The organism is Streptomyces sp. NPDC050416, assembly GCF_044458845.1.
Classification (GTDB): Bacteria; Actinomycetota; Actinomycetes; order Streptomycetales; family Streptomycetaceae; genus Streptomyces.
On sequence record NZ_JBITII010000002.1, the window covers coordinates 944,917 to 961,893 of the forward strand.

The window sequence follows — 16,977 nt, forward strand, 5'->3', positions numbered from 1 at the left end:
TCACTTGCAGTTGACCCACGTGTTGGACTTCATGTAGCGGCTCACGCTGCCGGTCTCCTTGTAGCCCCTCGGGACGATGCCGCTGGACCCGCGGTGGTTCTTCTCCGAGAACCACTTGAAGTCGCAGGACGCGCCGTGGTTGTACCAGGACTTGAAGTTCTGGAACACGGCGTACTGGGTCAGGTCGTTGTTGGTCCCGGCGACCTTCTGCATGCGGCCGGTGTAGTTCTGCCCGGCCCAGACGCAGAACCAGCCGGACGGACAGTCCGAGGCGGCCTGCGGCGCGGCCTGTGCGGCACCGGCCGTTCCCGCGCCGCCGGCGAGCAGTCCCCCGGTCAGCGCGAGGCCCCCGGTCATGACGGCGAGCTTCCTGGTCATACGCATGCTGTCTCCCCCTTCGTGGGCGGGCCGACCGCACCGGCCGGCTCGGCAACGAGACTGCGGCCCGGGGACCCGGGTCCGCCACGGTCGCCTCCGAAGTGACGTACTCGCGGGACGTCCCGGGCGCTGACCTGCGGCGACGCCGTCGGCCGGGACGGTGCGGCGGGACGGTCGCCGCGGGGTGTGGCCGAATCGGTAGGGGGCGGCGGGGAGAGCGGGAACCGATGTATGGGGCACCGCGTGGATGCTGATGCAGAATGCGGCGGTGACGGGACCGCTGACCACGGTCCACGAACGCGAGTGGGGGGAACATGTCGCGTTGGAAAGGGCTGCCCGAAGAACTCGACCCGTGCATACGGCAGTTGGTGGTGCGATTACGGCGGGTGAAGGATCACAGCGGACTGAGCCTGCGCCAGCTCGCGGCCAAGACGGGCTACAGCACGTCGTCCTGGGAGCGCTACCTGGCCGGCAGGTCGCTCCCGCCCAGGGAGGCCGTCGAGGCGATGGCCCGGCTCGGCGGTGACGACCCGACCCGCCTCCTCGCCCTGCACGAGGTCGCCACCGAGGCGTGGGGGAAGGGGACGAACCCGGCGGATCGGGTGGACGGAGCGCGCCGGACAGACCTGGCGGACTCGGCGGACCAGGCGGACGGAACGAACCGGACGGACACGGCGGACCTGGCGGATCGACAGGGCGAGACGGCCGGGTCCGAGCCGAGAAACATGCCCCGGACCGAGCGCGGGACCGAGCCCGGATCCGGGCCGGAAACCGAGCCCGGGTCCGAGCCGGGATCCGGCGCACCCCACCCCCACGGCCGGGCGCTGCGCATCACGCTCACCGCCGGATCGGTGGCCCTGGTGCTGGCCGTGGCCGCCTCGGTCCTGCTGGCCGTGCGGCTCACGGACGGCGAGGACAGAGCGGCGGCGGCCGGCCTCACCGCCACCGCCACCGCCATGACGGCACCGGGGTCACCCGGGGAGTCGGACCGGCCCCGGTACACCTGCCGGGCGGAGCGGATCGAGGGCCGCTGGTACGCGGGCAACAGCCGCACCATGAAGGCCGTCCTGGCCGAGGGGCACGCCGGGCCGGAGGTGGCCGAGGCACAGTGTCTGCTGCGCGAGGCGGGCCTCTCGCCGGGCGCCGTGGACGGCATCTTCGGCCCGCACACGAAACGCGCGGTCAGGGACCTGCAGAAGCGGGCGCACCTGGTCGTGGACGGCATCATCGGCCCGCACACCTGGAAGGCCCTGCGGGAATGACGCGCACTTCGCCCGGCCCGCTGCCGCCCGAACGGGCCCGGCTCGCCTCGGCGCTGCGGGAGCTGAGGGCGGGCACGGGCCTGAGCCTGGCGGCCCTCGCGGCGAAGACCACCTTCAGCAAGTCGTCCTGGGAGCGCTACCTCAACGGCAGGACGCTCCCGCCGCGTGAGGCGGTGCAGGAGCTGTGCCGCCTCGCCGGGGAACCGGAGGGCCGGTGTCTGGCCCTGTGGGAACTGGCGGAGTCGGAGTGGAGCGGCCGGGCGGCACCGACGACACCAACGGCGACGGCACCGACGGCACCCACGGACCCACCCGCACCCCCGGAGGCGGACGCGGAGGCCCGAAGGCCTGCCGCCGCCGGCAGGGGCGCGCTCCTGGCCGTCCTCGCGTCGGTGTGCGCGACAGCGGCCGGCGGCCTGTCCGTGGCTCTGATCCTCCTCGCGGGCCAGTCCGGCGACCCCCGGCCGGCCGCCCCGCCGCCGCCGTCCGCCCCGGCACCCCGGTGCCGTGGTGCCACGTGCGAGGGCAAGAGCCCGATGCAGATGAGATGCGGCCAGGCCCCGCTCACTCTCGCCTCGCACCGCACGTCCACCGGCGCCCACCTCGAACTGCGCTACAGCGACAAGTGCGAGGCCGGCTGGGCCCGGATGTGGGGCACGCGGATCGGCGACCGGCTGGAGCTGAACAGGACCGACGGAGGCCGCCGTCCGCACGCCGCCGAGGTCACGGACGACATCGCCGCCCAGTCCTACGTCTATACGCCCATGACCGAAGCCCGCCCCGGCACGACCGTCCGGGCCTGCTTCCGCCCGGTGACGGGAGGCACCCGCGAGTGCTTCGACGCCCGCGTCTGACGCGCCCGCGTCTGACGGACCGCCGGGTCAGCGCTGGGCCGTGGTGCTGGCCCCGTCGAGTGTCTCCCGGACGATGTCCGCGTGCCCGGCGTGCTGGGCGGTCTCCCTGATCAGGTGCAGCAGGATCCGCCGCGCCGACCAGTACTGGGGCTCCGGCGGCGACCACGGAGTCGTCGGCAGCAGCACCCTGTGCCCCAGGTCCGGCAGCCCGGCCACGGCCTCGTCGGTCGTCCGGGCGGCCGCCTCGTACCGCTCCACCAGCCCGGCGATCGTGTCGCCCTCGGCCATCCGGTACTGCCCCAGGTCCAGCATGCCGTCGGGCAGTTCACCGTTCCCGTTGACCATGATCCGCGTCCACGCCTCCTCGCCCTGGGCGAGATGCTTCACGATCCCGCCCAGGGTCAGCTCGCTGACGGTCGTACGCTGCGCGGCCTGCGCGTCGGTGAGTCCGCGCACGGTGATCAGCAGCAACTCCCGCTGCTCCGCGAGCGCCTGCGACAGGTCCGTCTTCTCCGGGGAAGTGGTCATGGGAGAACCGTAGGGAGCAATTAGGCCAGTTCCTGTCCTCAGGAGACCTGGAGGAGCGTCATCCCCTCCGGCGCGGTGATGCCGAACTCCTCCTCCAGGAGCCGCCGCGCCTCCGCCTCACCGGTCACCTCCCGCTCGGTGACCGTGCCGTCGGAGCGGGTCTCCGTCAGGAGCCGGCCGTCGAGCAGGAGGTGCCGGGTTGTGCTGAGGTGCTGGACGTAGAGGCGCTGGGAGAACGGCGAGCGCGGGTGGGTCGCGATGTGCCAGTTGATGACGTCGAAGTCGGGCTTCTCGAAGGGCTCCAGGGTGAAGGCGTACTGGCTGATCCAGTCGCCTTTCCCCGCGTCGTGGGCCTGGAGCAGCCACATCTCCAGGGGGCCGTCGTGCGGCGCGTGCACGAGGCGGTGCCGCCGCCCGGCCGCGGCGAATTCGACGTCGGCGACCAGCGGCACCGGCTCCGGCAGCGCGCCGATCGCCCCGAAGCCGACGTCGGCGAGGTACGGCCGTGCTTCGCCGGGGACCTCGGCCAGCAACGCCATGTGGGTGCGCGGCCGGCTCGCGATGCTGTCGGCGCCGATGACCACCCGCGCGCAAAGCAGGGTCACCCGGAAGCCCAGCGCCTCCAGGGCGCAGGCGAACAGGGTGTTGTGCTCGTAGCAGTAGCCGCCGCGCCGGCTGTGGACCAGCTTGGCCACCAGGTCGGCCGGATCGAGGGAGGGGGCCGTGCCGCGCAGCGCGTCGAGGTTCTCGAACGGAATGGCCCGCATGTGGGCCAGATGCACTCCGCGCAGGGTGGCGACGTCGGCCCGCCGCTCCCCCTCCCATCCGATCCGACGGAGATACACGTCGAGATCGAACGGTATGGACTCGGACATGGCGTCACCGTAATCACACCCGACCCGCCCCGTCGGCGGCCCACAGCCCGAACTGCCGCTCCGCCGTCGGTCCTAGATCCCGCCGGCCCGGCCCCCCGGCGTGCCGGTCCGCAGCCCCTTGCCCAGCCTCCGCAGCCCTTCCTGGATCTCCTCCGGCGTCTGCGTCACGAAGCACAGCCGCAGGGTCGTGCGGTCGGGCGTGCCGGCGTAGAAGGGAGCGCCGGGGACGTAGGCCACGTCGTGCCGCACGACCTGGGGCAGCAGGGCCGTCGTGTCGTACGGCTCCGGCAGGCGCGCCCAGAGGAACATGCCGCCCTCGGGCCGGTTCCAGACCGACCCCTCGGGCAGCGCACCGGGCAGCGACGCGAGCATGGCGTCCCGGCGTTCGCGGTACACGCCGGCGACGCGCGTGACGTGGGCGTCCAGGTCGTGGTCGGCGAGGTACCGGGCCGCGGCGAGCTGGTTGACGGTCGGCGTGTGCAGGTCGGCGGCCTGCTTGGCGACGGCACAGGCGCGCCGCAGCTCGCCGGGCGCGCGCAGCCAGCCCAGCCGCAGACCGGGCGCCATCACCTTGGAGAAACTGCCGAGCAGGACCGTACGGTCCTCGGCGCCCGGGTGGGAGGCGATCCACGGCACGCGCTCACCGTCGTAGCGCAACTCCCCGTAGGGGTCGTCCTCGACGATCCACAGCCCGCGCCGGGCGGCGACCGCGGCCACGGCGGCGCGCCGCTCGGCGGGCAGCGTGCGGCCGGTGGGGTTCTGGAAGGTGGGCACGGTGTAGAACAGCTTGGGCCGCTCGCGCACCACGAGCTCCTCCAGCGCCTCGGGATCGACGCCCTGCTCGTCGCCGGGCACGGGCACGACCCGGGCTCCGGCGAAGCCGAACGCCTGCAGGGCCGCCAGATAGCAGGGGTTCTCGACGAGGACGGTGTCCCCGGGTTCGAGCAGCGCGGTGGCGAGGAGGGAGAGGGCCTGCTGGGAGCCGGTGGTGACGAGGAGGTCGTCGGGGCCGGTCGGCAGTCCGCGTGCCGTGGTGCGCTCGGCGAGCGCGGCCCGCAGCGTGGGCTCGCCCTCGGTCGTGGAGTACTGCAACGCCCGCGCGGGTTCCTCGGCGAGCACGGCCCGGTACGTGGCCGCGATGCCCTCCGCGTCGAACAGCTCCGGCGCCGGCAGCCCGCCCGCGAAGTTGATCACCTCGGGGCGGGCGGTGACGGCGAGGATGTCCCGCACGGGAGAACCGCCGACCGACCGCGCCCGCGCGGCGAGCGGCGGCACGGGAGAGTGGGCGGTCGCGGGCTCGGTGACGGTCATGGCAGGGCTCCTTCGACTGCGGTGACGGCTGGTGCGCCGCAGCCTAGGGAAGTGTGTGCCGCCTACAAGCACCTTTCCGCGATCCGGACGCCGGAGGGGGACGGTCCGGTAAGACACGGGAGCCGCTGCTCAGCCCTTGGCGCCCAGCCCCGCGTACACGTTGATGTCCGCGTCCGTGACGTCGTTGATGTCGCGGTAGCGGACCTTCTCGATGTCGTCGAGACCGGCGAGGTACGACTCCTCCGGCTGGTCGGGGACGGGAGCCGCGCCGTCGGGCCGCCAGCGGTGCGCCGGGACGATCCCCGGGTCGGCGATCTCCAGGGCGTTGTCCGTGAAGAACTTCTCCACCTCCGCCCGGGAGCGCAGCACGAAGGTGAACCCCCGCTCGGTGTATGTCCGCTGGACCGCGCGGATGTTCTCGGGGTTGAGGTCCTCGGTGAGGTGACTGAGCACCAGCCGGCTGCCGACGGGCAGCGCGTCCAGCAGCTCGCGCACCAGCGGATACGCCTCCTCGTCCGCGACGAAGTGGAGGATGGCGACCAGGCAGAGAGCGACCGGCCGGTCGAAGTCCAGGGTCTTGGCGGCCTGTTCCAGGATGCGGCCCGGATCCCGCAGATCGGCGTCGATGTAGTCCGTGCGCCCCTCGGGCCCGCTCGTCAGCAGGGCCCGCGCGTGCGCGAGCACGACGGGGTCGTTGTCGACGTACACGACACGCGAGTCGGGCGCGATGCGCTGCGCGATCTGGTGCACGTTCTCGGCGGTCGGCAGTCCCGTGCCGATGTCGAGGAACTGCCGGATGCCGTCCTGCTCCACCAGGGTGGTGACCGCGCGGCGCAGGAAGTCGCGGTTGTGCCGTACGTCGAGGTACCCGCGCGGGTTGGCGGCGAGCGCGGCGGCGGCCGCGTCCCGATCGGCCGGGTAGTGGTCCTTGCCGCCGAGGAAGACGTCGTAGACCCGGGCCGGGTGCGCCTTGCTGCTGTCGATCCTCCTCTGCGGCTCGGCGGGATCCTGACTGAGGGCGTCACCGGTCATGGACGTCTCCCTGGGAAGAGTAGGTGGTTCAATCAGCAACCACTCTGACGGTCAACAACCTAACGGTTCAGCTGATTTGATGGTGCCCATGCCGACCGACCCGCCGCCGACGACGACCCTGTGGCGCCCCACCGGCCCCAAGGAACTGGACCTGGTGCGGGAGCTCGACTGGCGCGCCTGGCCGCCCCGGCTCCCGGAACAGCCGATCTTCTACCCGGTCCTCAACGAGGACTACGCCATCAGGATCGCGCGGGACTGGAACGTCAAGCACGACGGCGCCGGCTTCGTCACCCGGTTCGAGGTCGACTCCGCCTTCCTGCGCCGGTACCCGGTCCAGCAGGCGGGCGGGAAGACGATCCTCGAACTGTGGGTACCGGCCGAGGAACTCGACGAGTTCAACGCCCATATCGTCGGCAGGATCGAGCTGGTCCACGAGTTCCGCTGAGTCAGTCGGTGGTCCCGGCCGGGACCCACTTGTCGCCGCCCAGCGGGAACTCGTACGCCGGGCGCCCGTTGTTGCCGCTCGTGCGGAAGGGCCGGCCCCGGTCGTCCACCTTCAGCGTGCCGCTCCGGCCGCCGCTGGACCAGCTCAGCTCCAGGTACCAGCTGACGTCGTACGCGGAGGCGTCGGCCCGGATGTGGAAGATCTCCGGGTCGGACTCGCTCACCTTGAACGGGAAGTCGTCATGCCCCGCCTCCGGGACGACGGCGGGACGCATGGCGTCGAGAGCGACCGTGAAGGAACGGGTCGGCACGTTGCCGCCGCAGCCGACGCCCGGATAGCCCATGGCGTAGTCGTTCCACGCGAGCGGCGCACGCTTGCCGGCCATCCGGACCGCCAGCCGGTCGACGACCACCGTCTCCTTCCCCGTGCCCTGCACGGTGAGCTTCAGATACTGCCGCCCCGACGGCACGGCACCCAGCGCCCCCACCCAGGCGGGCGCGTCCTGCTCCGGCGGCGGCGGTCCCACCCGCCCCGGCGGCCGGTTCACCAGATAACGCTGGGAACAGGGGTTCTCCCAGGCGTGCGGCTCGGTGCGCACGGTGAGGGGCGCGGGGCCGGCGGGCACTGCGGCCTCACGCCCGGGGCGGGCGGCACCGGTGCCGCCACCGGTGGCGGATGCGGATGCGGACGAGGCGGACGTCGCGGAGGCGGCGTCCTTGCCGTCGTCCTTCTTCCGGTCGCTGCCGGAGGAGGAACCGACCGAGGGCGACACCGACGAGGCCGGGCCGCCGTCCGGCTGCTGCCGGGGCCCCTCGGAGACCGCCGCCGAGCCACGACGCCCGTCGTCGTCCTCCCCGCCGGAGGGCAGGGCCACGGCGAGCCCGACCCCGCCCAGGACGACGGCGACGACGGCAGCGGCGAGCAGGGCGGGACGGCGCGGGCGGGACGGGCGGTGCGGACGGCGGTCCACCGGCCCCCCTGGCACAACGTCATCCGGCTCCTCCGCAGCGCCCCCGCCCGGCTCGTCGGCAACGCTCTGCCCCGGCCCCTGGGCAATGCTCTGCCCCGGCCCCGCCATAACGCTGTCGCCCGGCTCCTCGGCAACACTCCCGGCTGTCTCCTCGGCAGGACTCCCGGCCTGCCCCTCGGCAACACCCCCGGCCGAAGGGGCGCCAGCCCCTTTACGCCCCCGCCCGGCATCCGCCAGCACCCACCGCCGATGCAGCTCGACAAGCTCCTCCGACGACGCCTTGCACAGCCGGGCGAGCCGCTCCACCGGCGCGTAGTCGGTGGGTACGGCATCCCCGTTGCAGTACCGGTGCAGCGTCGACGTACTCATGTGGAGCCGCTTGGCGAGCACCCCGTAGCTCAGCCCGGACCGTTCCTTCAACTCCCCCAGCAACGCGGCGAAGTCCGCCGCGGCCGTGCCTTCCGACACCCTTCCTCCATCCCCCATGTCCCGTTCCCCCGTTCCAGGAGAAGGTCGTTTCCCCTGGTCAAAGCCGGTGCGTGCGTTCCAGCGTCCCTGATCGTCCGCCGACTGTGGCGCCCGGGACGGATCGCCGCACAAGCTCTGGTCATCCAAGCACGCCGCTCCCGGCCGACCGGTAGAGCGGCTCGCACAGGACCCCTTGCCAACGACGTTTGTCCGAAAGGGAACCACCCATGCGCAAGTACCACGCCCTCCCCGCCGCCCTCCTGGCCGCCCTCGCTCTCACGGCATGCCAGGACGGCACGGGCACGCAGGACGAGGGCGCAGCCAAGCCGCAGCTGACGGCGACGGCGACCACCACGCCCACGAAGGCGGCCGCCGACAAGGCGAGCACCACGACTGCCGACAAGGGCACGAACGCGAAGGCCACAAAGCCCGGAACAGCCACCGCCCCCGCCGCCCGAGTCTCCTGCAACGGCACCAACACCACCGTCACGGCCAAGCCGGTCTCCCGCCCCCTCAACCACATGCTGATCACGGTCGAGAACACCGGCTCGAAGACGTGCGACCTCACCTACTTCCCGGTGCTGCGCTTCGACGAGATGCAGTGGGCCCCGCAGCCGATGGAGGAGTCCAAGCCGCAGGCGGTGACGACCCTGGCCCCCGGCGAGTCCGGCTACGCGGGCGTGCTGCTGTCGGCGGCCGACGGCAGCGGCGAGGGCGGCACCACCGGCCGCAAGCTCACGGTCGGCTTCCAGGGCCCCACGCCGAACAGCAGCGGCGGCCCCTCGGCGATCCCGCGGCTGCCCGCCGAGGGCGTGTACTACGACAGCTCGCTGACCGCCACGTACTGGCTGCCGGACATGGAGCAGGCGCTGTCCTACTGATCCCCGTCCTACTGATCACTGCCCTACTGATCCTTGAGCCGCTGGGCCACTTCGGTGGCCCAGTAGGTGAGGATGTTCCGGGCGCCCGCCCGCCGGATACCGGTCAGGGTCTCCATGATCGCGCGCTCCCGGTCGATCCAGCCCTTCTCGGCGGCGGCCTCGATCATCGAGTACTCGCCGGAGATCTGGTAGGCGGCGACGGGCACGTCCACGGCGTCCGCGACCCGGGCGAGGATGTCCAGGTAGGGACCGGCGGGCTTGACCATGACCATGTCGGCGCCCTCCTCGACATCGAGGGCGAGCTCACGCAGGGACTCACGCGCGTTCGCCGGATCCTGCTGATACGTCTTCCGGTCCCCCTGCAGGGACGAGCCGACGGCCTCCCGGAACGGCCCGTAGAAGGCGGAAGCGTACTTCGCGGTGTAGGCGAGGATGGCGACGTCCTCCCGCCCGATCTGGTCGAGGGCGTCACGGACGACGCCGATCTGCCCGTCCATCATCCCGCTGGGCCCGACCACATGGGCGCCGGCATCCGCCTGCACCTGGGCCATCTCGGCGTACCGCTCCAGGGTCGCGTCGTTGTCGACCCGCCCCTGGGCGTCCAGCACCCCGCAGTGCCCGTGATCGGTGGTCTCGTCGAGACACAGATCGGACATGACGAGCAGGTCGTCACCGACCTCCGCCCGCACGTCCCGGATGGCGACCTGAAGAATCCCGTCCGGGTCGGTCCCGGCCGTCCCGAGGGCGTCCTTCTTCGACTCCTCCGGCACACCGAACAGCATGATCCCGGAGATCCCCGCCGCGACGGCCTCGGCGGCGGCCTTCTTCAGCGTGTCCCGGGTGTGCTGCACGACCCCCGGCATGGCCGCGATCGGCACCGGCTCGCTGACGCCCTCCCGCACGAAGGCCGGAAGGATGAGATCGGCAGGGTGCAACCGGGTCTCGGCGACCATCCGACGCATGACGGGAATGCTCCGCAAACGCCGCGGCCGCGTACCGGGAAAAGATCCGTACGTCGTCATGTCACCTACGCTACGCCCGCCCCATACCTCCCGATGCCGACGCGATGTCGGACCCAGCTGCGGGCATCCCTGCCGCCAGGGGCGGCACGGATGGGCGCAGCAGCACCCCGCTCCGCCGGCCTGCGCACCCACCCCCCAGCCCTCACGCCGAGCACCCCGAAACCCACGGCGCCCGCATGCGCCCCGCAACCCCCAGGTCCATCCTGAAGACACCAGGAACAACAAGGACCCCGACGGCCAGCTGCCACCCCCGCCGCCGCCGTCCCTCCGTACGCCCCCCACGGAGGACGCGATGACCGCCCCCCACCGCACACCCGACCTCTTCGCCCTCTCGGAAATCCACGGCCCGGTCCTGCGCCCAGGAGACCCCGCCTACGCCGACGAGGTCACCGGCTTCAACCTGGCCGCCCTCCACACCCCCGACGTGGTCGTCGGAGCGACCTCCCCCGACGACATCGTCACCGCCATGCGCTGGGCGAAAGCCACCAACACCCCCGTCGCCGTCCAGGCCACCGGCCACGGCGCCAACTTCCCCATCGAGAAGGGCCTGTTGATCAACACGGCCCGCATGACCGACGTCCGGATAGACCCCGCCACCCGCACGGCCACCATCGCCGCGGGCGCGAAGTGGAAACACGTCATGGCCGCGGCCGCCCCGCACGGCCTCGCCGGCCTCAGCGGCACCTCCACGGACGCGGGCGTCATCGGCTACACCCTCGGCGGCGGACTCCCCGTGCTCGGCCGTGCCTACGGCTACGCCGCCGACCTGGTCCGCTCCTTCCAGGTCGTCACCCCGGACGGCCGGCTGCGCGAAACGGACCCCCAGCACGAACCGGAACTGTTCTGGGCCCTGCGCGGCGGCAAGGGCAACGTAGGCGTCGTCACCTCGCTCGTCACCGAACTGCTCCCCCTGCCCCGCATCTACGGCGGCGGCATCTACTGCCGCGGCGAGCACACCGAGAACCTGCTCCAGGCCTGGGCGGACTGGACCCGCACCGTCCCGGACCAGATGTGCAGCACGTTCACGATCCTGCGCCTGCCACCCATCCCCCAGATCCCGGAGCCCCTGCGCGGCGGCTTCTGGGCCCGGGTGGCGATCGCCTGGCCGGGCCTCCCGGCCGAGGGCGAGGCACTGATCGCTCCTCTGCGTGCAGCCGCCCCCGTGGCCGTTGACACGGTCGAGGTGATGGACCACGCGGCCCTGGACCGCATCCACATGGAACCGCAGGACCCGCTCCCCGGCAGGGAGTCCTGCCTGCTCCTGCGCGACCTGCCCCCCGACGCCATCCGCACGTTCCTGGACCAGGCCGGCCCCGCGGCCGGAGCCGACCACCCGCTGCTGATGGTCGAGATACGCCACATGGGCGGCGCGCTGTCCCGCCCGTCCGCCGTCGAGGACGCCGTCTGCGCCCGCGACGCCCGGTACTTCGTCGACTCGGTCGGCATCATGGCCGCGCCACCCGCCGCCGAGGCCATCGAGCAGGCGACGCAGCGGCTCTACACGGCCATGGCCCCCTACGGCACGGGCCGCACCATGGTCAACATCCACGGCACCCCGGGCGACGAACAGGACCGCGCCCGCGCCTGGACCCCGGAGGTCTACGAACGCCTACGCCACGACAAGGCCGTCTACGACCCGGCCAACCTGCTCCGCTACGGCCACGCGGTGACTCCCGCGTAGCCGCAGCGCATACAGTCGATCCGCTTACGTCGTCGAACGCCGCCGCCGAGCCCCCGGCCGCCGCTCGCTCGGCCGCGTCACCGGATCCCCGGCCTCTAGAGCGGCAACTCTGCGCTTCGCGCCGAAGTCGGCCAGGGCCTCCGCCAGCTTGTGCACGGACGGCTCCGGAGCCATGACGTCCACCCGGAGCCCGTGCTCCTCGGCCGTCTTGGCGGTGGCGGGGCCGATACACGCGATCACGGTCACGTTGTGCGGCTTGCCGGCGATACCGACCAGGTTCCGCACGGTCGACGACGACGTGAACAGAACGGCGTCGAACCCGCCGCCCTTGATCGCCTCGCGCGTCTCCGCCGGCGGCGGCGAGGCCCGCACTGTCCGGTAGGCCGTGACGTCGTCGACCTCCCAGCCCAGCTCGATCAGCCCGGCGACCAGCGTCTCCGTGGCGATGTCGGCCCGCGGCAGGAACACCCGGTCGATCGGGTCGAAGACCGGGTCGTAGGGCGGCCAGTCCTCCAGCAGCCCGGCGGCCGACTGCTCGCCGCTCGGCACCAGGTCCGGCTTCACGCCGAAGGCGATCAGCGCCTTGGCGGTCTGCTCGCCCACGGCCGCGACCTTGATGCCCGCGAAGGCACGCGCGTCGAGCCCGTACTCCTCGAACTTCTCCCGCACGGCCTTGACCGCGTTCACCGAGGTGAAGGCGATCCACTCGTAGCGGCCCGTGACGAGACCCTTGACCGCCCGCTCCATCTGCTGGGGCGTGCGCGGCGGCTCGACGGCGATGGTCGGCACCTCGTGCGGCACGGCCCCGTACGACCGCAGCTGGTCGGAGAGCGACGCCGCCTGCTCCTTGGTGCGCGGCACGAGCACCTTCCAGCCGAACAGCGGCTTGGACTCGAACCACGCGAGCTGGTCGCGCTGGGCGGCGGCGGAACGCTCACCGACCACGGCTATCACCGGCCGGCCGCCCTCGGGCGAGGGCAGCACCTTGGCCTGCTTCAGCGTCTGCGCGATCGTGCCGAGCGTGGCGGTCCAGGTGCGCTGCCGGGTGGTCGTACCGGCGACGGTGACCGTCATCGGGGTGTCCGGCTTGCGCCCGGCGGAGACGAGCTCGCCGGCCGCCGCGGAGACGGAGTCCAGCGTGGTGGACACCACGACCGTGCCGTCCGACGCCCCCACCTCCGTCCAGCACCGGTCCGACGCCGTGCGCGCGTCGACGAACCGCACGTCCGCGCCCTGCGCGTCCCGCAGCGGCACACCGGCGTACGCGGGCACACCGACGGCGCTCGCGATGCCGGGGACGACCTCGAAGGGCACCCCGGCGGCGGCGCACGCCAGCATCTCCTCGGCGGCGTACGTGTCGAGTCCGGGGTCCCCGGACACCGCACGCACGACCCGCCTGCCGCCCCGCGCGGCCTCCATGACAAGATGTGCGGCATCCCGCACCGCGGGGGTGGCTGCGGCGGTTGACGTACCGTCAACAACCGTCAGCTGGGGCGCTCCTGTGCCCGGAGCCGGATCCTGGGAAGGATCCGAGTCCGTGTTCACTTCGGAGACGCCCTGCCTGGCGTGCTGACGTACGACGTCGAGCACTTCGTGCTCGGCGACGAGGACGTCCGCGTTCGCCAGCGCCTCCACGGCGCGCAGAGTCAGTAGTCCCGGATCTCCGGGTCCGGCACCCAGGAAGGTGACGTGCCCGTGTTCAGGACCGGCGGAAAGGGTGGTGGGGCTCAATGTGCTCGCTCCCCCATCAGACCGGCCGCGCCCTGGGCGAGCATCTCGGCCGCGAGTTCGCGACCGAGCGCCGTTGCCCGGTCGTGCGTATCGGGCACGGGACCGGTGGTGGACAGCTGCACCATCCGCGTGCCGTCGGTGGTCCCGACGACGCCGCGCAGGCGCATTTCCTTGACAATCTGCCGGTCGGCCTGGGGGTCCCCCCGCTCGAGCGGAGCCGAGAGTGGGGGAAGGTCGGCCAGCGCGCCCACAGGGGCGCTGCAACCGGCCTCCAGGGCGGCGAGCAGTGACCGCTCGGCCGTGACGGCGACCCGCGTGAACGGGTCGTCGAGTTCGGCGAGCGCGGCGACGAGGTCCGCGTTGCCCGCGGCACATTCGATCGCCAGTGCCCCCTGGCCGGGGGCGGGCAAAACCGTGTCGACCGACAGGAAGTCGGTCACTTCGTCACCGCGTCCGATCCGGTTCAGTCCGGCGGCGGCCAGCACGACCGCGTCGAGCTCACCGGAGCGTACGTATCCGATCCGGGTGTCGACGTTGCCGCGGATCGGGACGGTCGCTATGTCCAGGCCGTGGCTGCGCGCGTACGCGTTGAGCTGGGCCATGCGGCGCGGCGAACCGGTACCGATGCGGGCCCCGCTCGGCAGGTCGGTGAACTTCAGCGCGTCCCGGGCGACGATCACGTCCCGCGGGTCCTCCCGCACGGGCACGGCCGCCACGACCAGTTCGTCGGGCTGCGTGGTCGGCAGGTCCTTCAGCGAGTGCACCGCGAAGTCGACCTCGCCCTTGAGCAGCGCGTCGCGCAGGGCGGTCACGAACACACCCGTGCCGCCGATCTGGGCGAGCTGCTCACGCGAGACATCGCCGTACGTGGTGATCTCGACGAGCTCCACGGGCCGCCCGGTCACCCGGCTCACGGCCTCGGCCACCTGGCCGGACTGGGCCATGGCGAGCCTGCTCCGCCGGGTACCGAGCCTCAGCGCGTTGTCGTTCATGCCGGCCCTCGGTCTTTCTCTGTGCTGTCCTCGGCCCGGGAGACGGCGGCAACCGCCTCCGGGTCGAGGTCGAACAGGGTCCGCAGCGCGTCCGCGTACCCGGCGCCGCCGGGCTCGGCCGCGAGTTGCTTGACCCGTACGGTCGGCGCGTGCAGCAGCTTGTCCACCACGCGCCGCACGGTCTGGGTGATCTCCGCGCGGTGCTTGTCGTCGAGGCCGGGAAGCCGTCCGTCCAGGCGGGCGATCTCGCTGGCCACGACATCGGCGGCCATGGTGCGCAGGGCGACCACGGTCGGCGTGATGTGCGCGGCCCGCAGTGCTGCCCCGAAGGCCGCGACCTCGTCGGAGACGATACGCCGGACCTGGTCCACATCGGCAGCCATCGGAGCGCCCGCGGATGCTTCCGCCAGCGACTCGATGTCCACCAGCCGCACCCCGGTCAGCCGGTGTGCGGCCGCGTCTATGTCCCGCGGCATCGCCAGGTCGAGCAGGAAGAGCACGGGCTCGGGCCGCGGCGGCTCGTCGGCCGGCTCGGGCCGGCGCCGCTCGGGGATGCGGCCCACGGTGGCCACGGTCGCGGCGAGCGCGGCGATGGCGTCGGCGTCCGGGGCGGGGTCGAGCGGGCCGGCCGTCCCCGGCCTGGCCGCGCGCTGGGCGCCGCCCACCGTGCCGTTGTCCACCCAGGCGGCGTGCTGTTCCAGGTCAGCGGCGGCCATACCGGCCACGGCCGCCTCGCCGAGCACGGAGAACCCGGCGGTGCCCTGCACCGCGGGCAGGTCGAGCGGACAGCCGTCCTCACCGCCGAGTCCGGTGGCCGCCGGGTTGCCCCGCTCGGCGCCCGTGGCCGCTGTCCGGCCGTGCTCACCGTCCGGCGTTCCGTCGTCCACGGCCGCCGGCGTGGCCGTACGGCCCTCCACCGCGGCGGCGACCGACCCGGCCGTCAGGACCAGGCCCGTCGCGCCGGTGCAGGAGACGGCGACATCGGCACGTGTCAGCTCGTACGGCACCGACTCCATCGGGACCGCGCGGGCCAGCACGTCCGTGTCGTCGCCCTCGGTCAGGATCTGCGCGAGGCGCTCGGCGCGGTCGAAGGTGCGGTTGGCGACGACGACCTCGGCGACCCCGGCCCGCGCGAGCGTCGCCGCGGCCAGGGAGGACATCGACCCGGCGCCGATGACCAGGGCCTTCTTGCCCCGGGCCCAGGTCTGCACCTCGCCGCCCGCGGCGAGCTGTTCCAGGCCGAAGGTGACCAGGGACTGGCCCGCGCGGTCGATGCCGGTCTCGGAGTGGGCGCGCTTACCGACCCGCAGGGCCTGCTGGAACAGGTCGTTCAGCAGCCGGCCCGCGGAGTTCAGCTCCTGGGCGCGGGCCAGGGAGTCCTTTATCTGGCCGAGGATCTGCCCCTCGCCGACGACCATCGAGTCCAGGCCGCAGGCCACCGAGAACAGGTGGTGGACGGCCCGGTCCTCGTAGTGCACGTAGAGATAGGGAGTGAGCTCCTCCAGGCCGACCCCGCTGTGCTGGGCGAGCAGCGTGGACAGCTCGGCGACACCGGCGTGGAACTTGTCCACGTCGGCGTAGAGCTCGATGCGGTTGCAGGTGGCGAGCAGCGCGGCCTCGGCGGCCGGTTCGGCGGCGACCGTGTCCTGGAGCAGCTTGACCTGCGCGTCCGCGTTGAGCGAGGCCCGCTCCAGCACGCTGACCGGGGCGCTGCGGTGGCTGAGTCCGACGACGAGGAGGCTCATGCCGGCATCACGGCGGGCATGTCCCCGTCGGGTCCCTGGTCGGCGGAGTCGCTGCGCGCGGCGGCGGCCGGGACGCCGCCGTCGGAGGCGGCGGCCTCCTCGCCGGCCTTGCGCTGCTCGTGGAAGGCGAGGATCTGCAGCTCGATGGAGAGGTCGACCTTGCGCACGTCGACGCCGTCCGGGACGGACAGCACGGTCGGCGCGAAGTTCAGGATGGAGGTGACACCGGCGGCCACGAGCCGGTCGCAGACCTGCTGGGCGGCACCGGCGGGGGTGGCGATGACACCGATCGACACGCCGTTGTCCTGGATGATCTTCTCCAGGTCGTCGGAGTGCTGCACGGGGATCCCGGCGACGGGCTTGCCCGCCATGGCCGGGTCGGCGTCGATCAGCGCGGCGACCCGGAAGCCGCGGGAGGCGAACCCGCCGTAGTTGGCGAGGGCGGCGCCGAGGTTACCGATACCGACGATCACGACGGGCCAGTCCTGGGTGAGGCCCAGCTCGCGGGAGATCTGGTAGACGAGATACTCGACGTCGTAGCCGACGCCCCGGGTCCCGTAGGAGCCGAGGTAGGAGAAGTCCTTGCGCAGCTTCGCGGAGTTGACCCCCGCCGCGGCCGCGAGCTCCTCGGAGGAGACCGTGGGCACCGAGCGTTCCGACAGCGCGGTCAGAGCGCGGAGGTACAGCGGAAGCCGGGCGACGGTGGCCTCGGGAATCCCTCGGCTGCGGGTCGCCGGTCGGTGAGTTCGGCCAGTTGCCACGGTGCTCCTGCGGGTAGAGCGGGGCTGTAGGCGGTCATACG

General features: G+C 72.6%; 16 protein-coding genes. 5 read left to right on the forward strand and 11 right to left on the reverse strand.

The window, feature by feature from the left end:
* Complete coding sequence (locus ACIBL4_RS09495) at nt 1-384, reverse strand: peptidase inhibitor family I36 protein (protein ID WP_399408020.1); 384 nt, start codon at nt 382-384, stop codon at nt 1-3.
* A 308-nt stretch (nt 385-692) separates the two neighbouring features.
* Here ACIBL4_RS09495 and ACIBL4_RS09500 point away from each other — a divergent pair, with 308 nt between their 5' ends.
* Nucleotides 693-1,640, forward strand: coding sequence for a peptidoglycan-binding protein (locus ACIBL4_RS09500; protein WP_399408022.1), 948 nt, complete (start codon nt 693-695; stop codon nt 1,638-1,640).
* On the forward strand, nt 1,637-2,494 hold the full coding sequence (locus ACIBL4_RS09505) for a DUF2690 domain-containing protein (RefSeq protein WP_399408024.1): 858 nt from the start codon (nt 1,637-1,639) through the stop codon (nt 2,492-2,494). Before ACIBL4_RS09500 ends, ACIBL4_RS09505 begins: the two co-directional genes overlap by 4 nt.
* 27 nt (nt 2,495-2,521) lie before the next feature.
* On the opposite strand, the gene ACIBL4_RS09510 is transcribed toward ACIBL4_RS09505, so the two are convergent.
* From ACIBL4_RS09510 to ACIBL4_RS09525, 4 genes are all read right to left on the reverse strand, one after another.
* Nucleotides 2,522-3,022, reverse strand: a complete 501-nt coding sequence (locus ACIBL4_RS09510) for a DinB family protein (RefSeq protein WP_399408026.1) — start codon at nt 3,020-3,022, stop codon at nt 2,522-2,524.
* A 38-nt stretch (nt 3,023-3,060) separates the two neighbouring features.
* Complete coding sequence (locus tag ACIBL4_RS09515) at nt 3,061-3,897, reverse strand: arylamine N-acetyltransferase (RefSeq protein ID WP_399408028.1); 837 nt, start codon at nt 3,895-3,897, stop codon at nt 3,061-3,063.
* 72 nt (nt 3,898-3,969) lie between these two features.
* A complete protein-coding gene (locus ACIBL4_RS09520) occupies nt 3,970-5,208 on the reverse strand; it encodes a PLP-dependent aminotransferase family protein (protein WP_399408030.1) in 1,239 nt (412 codons plus the stop codon).
* Between the two features lie 129 nt (nt 5,209-5,337).
* Nucleotides 5,338-6,240 (reverse strand): SAM-dependent methyltransferase, encoded by a 903-nt coding sequence (locus ACIBL4_RS09525; protein ID WP_399408032.1) that lies wholly within the window; start codon nt 6,238-6,240, stop codon nt 5,338-5,340.
* Between the two features lie 88 nt (nt 6,241-6,328).
* Between ACIBL4_RS09525 and ACIBL4_RS09530 the strand changes: the two genes are divergently transcribed.
* Entirely contained in the window at nt 6,329-6,685 is a 357-nt protein-coding gene (locus tag ACIBL4_RS09530; RefSeq protein WP_399408034.1) for a hypothetical protein, read from the forward strand.
* 1 nt (nt 6,686) lies between these two features.
* On the opposite strand, the gene ACIBL4_RS09535 is transcribed toward ACIBL4_RS09530, so the two are convergent.
* A complete protein-coding gene (locus tag ACIBL4_RS09535) occupies nt 6,687-8,123 on the reverse strand; it encodes a helix-turn-helix domain-containing protein (RefSeq protein ID WP_399408036.1) in 1,437 nt (478 codons plus the stop codon).
* A 227-nt stretch (nt 8,124-8,350) separates the two neighbouring features.
* Here ACIBL4_RS09535 and ACIBL4_RS09540 point away from each other — a divergent pair, with 227 nt between their 5' ends.
* The gene (locus ACIBL4_RS09540; RefSeq protein WP_399408037.1) at nt 8,351-9,004 is read left to right on the forward strand and encodes a DUF4232 domain-containing protein; all 654 of its coding nucleotides are present in this window, start codon (nt 8,351-8,353) and stop codon (nt 9,002-9,004) included.
* 23 nt (nt 9,005-9,027) lie between these two features.
* Here the strand turns inward: ACIBL4_RS09540 and hemB are convergent, their stop codons facing one another.
* Entirely contained in the window at nt 9,028-10,026 is a 999-nt protein-coding gene (gene hemB, locus ACIBL4_RS09545) for a porphobilinogen synthase (protein WP_399408039.1), read from the reverse strand.
* Nucleotides 10,027-10,318: 292 nt separating this feature from the next.
* Between hemB and ACIBL4_RS09550 the strand changes: the two genes are divergently transcribed.
* Nucleotides 10,319-11,707: an FAD-binding oxidoreductase gene (locus ACIBL4_RS09550; protein ID WP_399408041.1), complete on the forward strand. Its 1,389-nt coding sequence runs from the start codon at nt 10,319-10,321 to the stop codon at nt 11,705-11,707.
* 24 nt (nt 11,708-11,731) lie between these two features.
* Here the strand turns inward: ACIBL4_RS09550 and ACIBL4_RS09555 are convergent, their stop codons facing one another.
* Genes ACIBL4_RS09555 through ACIBL4_RS09570 form a run of 4 tightly spaced genes read right to left on the reverse strand, consistent with a single transcriptional unit; the run spans nt 11,732 to nt 16,936 of the window.
* Nucleotides 11,732-13,438 carry a uroporphyrinogen-III synthase gene (locus ACIBL4_RS09555; RefSeq protein WP_399408043.1) on the reverse strand — a complete coding sequence of 569 codons (1,707 nt, stop codon included), beginning with the start codon at nt 13,436-13,438 and terminating at the stop codon, nt 11,732-11,734.
* Nucleotides 13,435-14,430 (reverse strand): hydroxymethylbilane synthase, encoded by a 996-nt coding sequence (gene hemC, locus ACIBL4_RS09560; RefSeq protein ID WP_399408045.1) that lies wholly within the window; start codon nt 14,428-14,430, stop codon nt 13,435-13,437. Before hemC ends, ACIBL4_RS09555 begins: the two co-directional genes overlap by 4 nt.
* Entirely contained in the window at nt 14,427-16,175 is a 1,749-nt protein-coding gene (locus tag ACIBL4_RS09565) for a glutamyl-tRNA reductase (protein WP_399408047.1), read from the reverse strand. Before ACIBL4_RS09565 ends, hemC begins: the two co-directional genes overlap by 4 nt.
* On the reverse strand, nt 16,172-16,936 hold the full coding sequence (locus ACIBL4_RS09570; protein ID WP_086603660.1) for a redox-sensing transcriptional repressor Rex: 765 nt from the start codon (nt 16,934-16,936) through the stop codon (nt 16,172-16,174). Before ACIBL4_RS09570 ends, ACIBL4_RS09565 begins: the two co-directional genes overlap by 4 nt.
* Nucleotides 16,937-16,977 lie beyond the last annotated feature (41 nt).

What these genes read in the sequence shown, in the direction of transcription:
- ACIBL4_RS09495 (WP_399408020.1), bottom strand. Translation starts at nt 384, where the DNA reads ATGCGTATGACCAGGAAGCTCGCCGTCATGACCGGGGGCCTCGCGCTG.
- ACIBL4_RS09500 (WP_399408022.1), top strand. Translation starts at nt 693, where the DNA reads ATGTCGCGTTGGAAAGGGCTGCCCGAAGAACTCGACCCGTGCATACGG.
- ACIBL4_RS09505 (WP_399408024.1), top strand. Translation starts at nt 1,637, where the DNA reads ATGACGCGCACTTCGCCCGGCCCGCTGCCGCCCGAACGGGCCCGGCTC.
- ACIBL4_RS09510 (WP_399408026.1), bottom strand. Translation starts at nt 3,022, where the DNA reads ATGACCACTTCCCCGGAGAAGACGGACCTGTCGCAGGCGCTCGCGGAG.
- ACIBL4_RS09515 (WP_399408028.1), bottom strand. Translation starts at nt 3,897, where the DNA reads ATGTCCGAGTCCATACCGTTCGATCTCGACGTGTATCTCCGTCGGATC.
- ACIBL4_RS09520 (WP_399408030.1), bottom strand. Translation starts at nt 5,208, where the DNA reads ATGACCGTCACCGAGCCCGCGACCGCCCACTCTCCCGTGCCGCCGCTC.
- ACIBL4_RS09525 (WP_399408032.1), bottom strand. Translation starts at nt 6,240, where the DNA reads ATGACCGGTGACGCCCTCAGTCAGGATCCCGCCGAGCCGCAGAGGAGG.
- ACIBL4_RS09530 (WP_399408034.1), top strand. Translation starts at nt 6,329, where the DNA reads ATGCCGACCGACCCGCCGCCGACGACGACCCTGTGGCGCCCCACCGGC.
- ACIBL4_RS09540 (WP_399408037.1), top strand. Translation starts at nt 8,351, where the DNA reads ATGCGCAAGTACCACGCCCTCCCCGCCGCCCTCCTGGCCGCCCTCGCT.
- hemB (WP_399408039.1), bottom strand. Translation starts at nt 10,026, where the DNA reads ATGACGACGTACGGATCTTTTCCCGGTACGCGGCCGCGGCGTTTGCGG.
- ACIBL4_RS09550 (WP_399408041.1), top strand. Translation starts at nt 10,319, where the DNA reads ATGACCGCCCCCCACCGCACACCCGACCTCTTCGCCCTCTCGGAAATC.
- hemC (WP_399408045.1), bottom strand. Translation starts at nt 14,430, where the DNA reads ATGAACGACAACGCGCTGAGGCTCGGTACCCGGCGGAGCAGGCTCGCC.
- ACIBL4_RS09565 (WP_399408047.1), bottom strand. Translation starts at nt 16,175, where the DNA reads ATGAGCCTCCTCGTCGTCGGACTCAGCCACCGCAGCGCCCCGGTCAGC.